The sequence below is a fragment of the Giesbergeria sp. genome, assembly GCF_028686475.1.
Classification (GTDB): Bacteria; Pseudomonadota; Gammaproteobacteria; order Burkholderiales; family Burkholderiaceae_C; genus Simplicispira.
Genome location: NZ_JAQUCA010000059.1, coordinates 1 through 3,418 on the forward strand (window position 1 = coordinate 1; position 3,418 = coordinate 3,418).

General features: G+C 57.3%; 1 protein-coding gene and 1 pseudogene. Both read left to right on the top strand.

All coding sequences use genetic code 11. The annotated features are described in order from the left end of the window. Positions 1–359: 359 nt before the first annotated feature. Positions 360–1,172: pseudogene (locus tag PHX60_RS16050) on the top strand (endonuclease/exonuclease/phosphatase family protein); the annotation flags it as partial. A gap of 1,194 nt (positions 1,173–2,366) precedes the next feature. Beyond that, on the top strand, positions 2,367–3,418 hold a 1,052-nt coding region (locus PHX60_RS15895; protein WP_300079756.1), incomplete at its 3' end, for a reverse transcriptase family protein.

The window sequence follows — 3,418 nt, forward strand, 5'->3', positions numbered from 1 at the left end:
CCAACCCCACCACCATTCCGTCCCCACCCCTCCTTCCCCACACTGCCCCGCCCCCTCCTGACTCCCCGCCCTCTGCACCTGACGGTGTGATGGCGGGCAGCACGCAGTAAGCATCGCCATCCGGGTGGTCCTGCCCCTACACTTTCCACAGCGTAGTCCCAGGGCCAACTCCAGCACTGCACTGGAGTTGAGGTGATCTCCTCACCCTCCCACCCCAGCCCTGCAGTACTTTGGGCTGGCTGCACGACCGTTTTGACCTAGCGGTGGCAGCTTTCTCCAGGTCATTTGTCCGCTTTGGAGAGCATAGTGTGTTATCCTAGCCTTGTCATTTGTTTTCCCTGTCTTCAGTTCCTTTTGATATGCAGCGCAGACAACGGAGTAATCTACTTCTCCGCCTTGTCCAGCCCCTCAGAGTGGCTACCCTCAACGTCAGAACTGGCAGGCACCCGGGTGACATGGAGACTTTAGCGTGTGAGCTACAAGCGGTAGGAGTCCATGTCTGTGGACTCCAGGAGGTGCGTGACCGGGGCTCAGGGATGCGACTGGTGCACGAATCGGGCTGGCGGCTGTTGTGGTCAGGGTTAGGCACAGGGGCCCCACGGCGCCATGGTGTTGGGGCCTTGCTCAGTCCGTTGGCTTTCAAGTCACTCATCACCTTCTCCCCTTGTGATAGTTGCCCATCACGGTTGATGATGCTCCACTTCCATGCTCAACCCCGTAAGATCACGGTGGTCGTAGCTTATGCCCCCACAGACGTTGCACCCCATGATGAGAAAGAAGCATTTTACACTCACTTAAGCACTCTGTTAGATTCCGTCCCATCTCAGCATACTGTTCTTGTTTTAGGAGACTTCAATGCACAGGTCGGACGGGATCCCGCCCCGTGGGGCGGTGCCGTAGGGTACTTCGGTGCGCCCGCAGGCCCCCCTCCTCCCCGCACAGGCACCAGCAGAGCTAGCACTGCTGCTCGACGCAGTCACCAGGCCGGCCGCGTGCCTGCACCAGTAGCCAATGACAACGGGGTCCGATGTCTTGCGTTGTGTCGTGCACTTGGGCTGTTTGTTGCCGATTCCTTTTTCCAACGCACAGATCACTACATTGCCACCTGGTGCTCCAACACAGGCTTGGACTGGGCAGCGTTAGATCATATTCTCATCAGCACCCATGCTCGTCATGCTGTCACTGATGCCCGTGTCCTTCCAAATGCTGTGTCCCACCACACTGACCACAAGTTGCTAGTCTGTGACATCCGTGTGCCGTTGCAGATGCGTCAACCACTGGTGGCAGCCAGACCAGTCCAACCGCACTGGGACATGTTGTACGACCCCAGCGGTCAGACTCAGGAGCAGTATAGCGCAGCCATGACCACAGCCGTGGCCGAACTAGTGGCGTCCAGGGGTCCCGTCCCCGACCTCCCCAGCCGCCAGTGGCTAGAGGATGAATTGGACATTCTGTGTGAGACTGTCAAAACCACAGCATTCAATATTCTGGGCCATGCTCAGCGTAGACAGCAGACCACTTTGTGGATGACTGCGTTAGGACGCCAGGTTGCTGCCCGTCAACGCACAGCCTATCTCATATGGGCTTCAGCGAAGACACAATATTGGACAGCATGTGCAGCAGGTGCCCCGACAGACGCACTCAACATGCTCAGTGATGGTGCCAAGCGTGCTTTTCAGCAATATACAGCCGCCCGATGGTTGTCTCGCACAGTCAATGGCATGGACAAGGATACCCATACAGCTGCGTACTTACAATCTGTCAGTAGCATGTTTAGCGGCCCTGGACACTTACAGCGCGCAGCCTACGCCCAAGTCAAGCAAATGTGCGGCATGCACAAGCAGCAACAACCAGCAGCAGTCAGACTACCCACTGGGAAGCTAGTCTTTGGTGAGGCAGCCACGGCGGCACTTGCTGCAGAGTTCGCCAGACAGGAACAAGCTAGGCCTCCCGCCAGTACTTCCCGCGCAGCAGCAGTTGCCAGCACTGCAACCACCCTCGATATCCCGCGTGATGCACCTGCACTACAACGATTGGAGTCAGTGCACCCACAGCGCCCCAACACACGCCTGGCAGCCGCAACATCCCAACTGTTGGATGCACCGCAACCCCCGCAGCTCCAGCCAGCCCCCAACACCACCAATGCGGGCGATGAACCCAGTCTGTCTGAAGTGGCTGCAGCGGTTCAGGCCTTGCAGAACACTGCCCCCGGTCAGAATGGCATACACCCACGGGGCCTCAAGGAGGGCGGCGCAGGCGTGACGACCATGGTGCACCGCATGGTTGCTGCCGTGTGGCGCTCTGGTACAGTTCCAGCGTCGTGGCGTCGGGCCTTGATCACACCTCTGCCCAAGCAAGGAAGTAGGTTGAATGTTGCCAACTATCGCAGAATTAGCTTGATTGATGTTGAATCCAAAGCTTTCCTGCTTATCCTGCTTGATAGAATTCGCTTGCACCTAGATGCACAGTTGCTAGATGAGCAATTTGGATTTCGCCCCGCGAGGGGTCCAGGGGATGGCCAACAATGCATGACCCGCCTGGTGGAGTTGGCTGCTGCGCATGGAGTGCCTTTACATGCAGGGTTTGTGGACTTCAAGCAAGCATTTGACTCCCTTGACCGTGGGGTGTTATGGGAGGTGCTGCGTGTCTACCGCATCCACCCTAAACTCATCTCCCTCTTGGAGGACCTGTATCAGGGCAGTACAGCCTGCGTCAGGGCCAATGGCAGCACATCAGGCCAGTTTCACATCCACTCCGGGGTCCGACAAGGCTGCCCACTATCGCCAGTGCTGTTCAATGTGTACATGGACTTTGTGATCCGCATCTTCCAACATCGCTGCCACAGTCAGGGCATCAGTGGGTTCAGTGTGGCGTACACCATTCCGGGGGTTGGGGTCAGAGTTGCCTGTCAAGGTGTCCGGGACCTAGCCTTGCTACTGTACGCTGATGACCTGGTTCTGTTGGCTCCAAGCCGTCACCAGCTCGTGGCAGCCTTGAACCTGTTGGAGGAGGTCGCGTCAGAATGGGGGCTAATCATCAATTTCAGCAAGACGGAGGTCATGGTCATCAACCCCGCAGCAGCTCAGTCGGCACCTGGGCAGCCACAGCAGACAGTCCAGCTCGGCACGGGACGTCACGTTCAGATTGTGGATCATTTTCGGTATCTGGGGATTCTGATTGATAGCAGTGGGGATCAGGGTAGGGAGATCCAGCGTAGAATCAGTTCTGCAGAGTTTTCCTTCAGAACACTTAAACCTGTTCTTCTGGCAAAACGCGGCATGTCCCTGTCCACGAAGATGCTCATGTTCAAGACCTTTGTGGTGCCAGCCCTAACCTATGCAGGCCCTGAGACCTGGCTTCCGCGTCATGACCTGTTGCAACGGGTGCGGACATCTTTCAACTCCATGCTGCGCCGTAT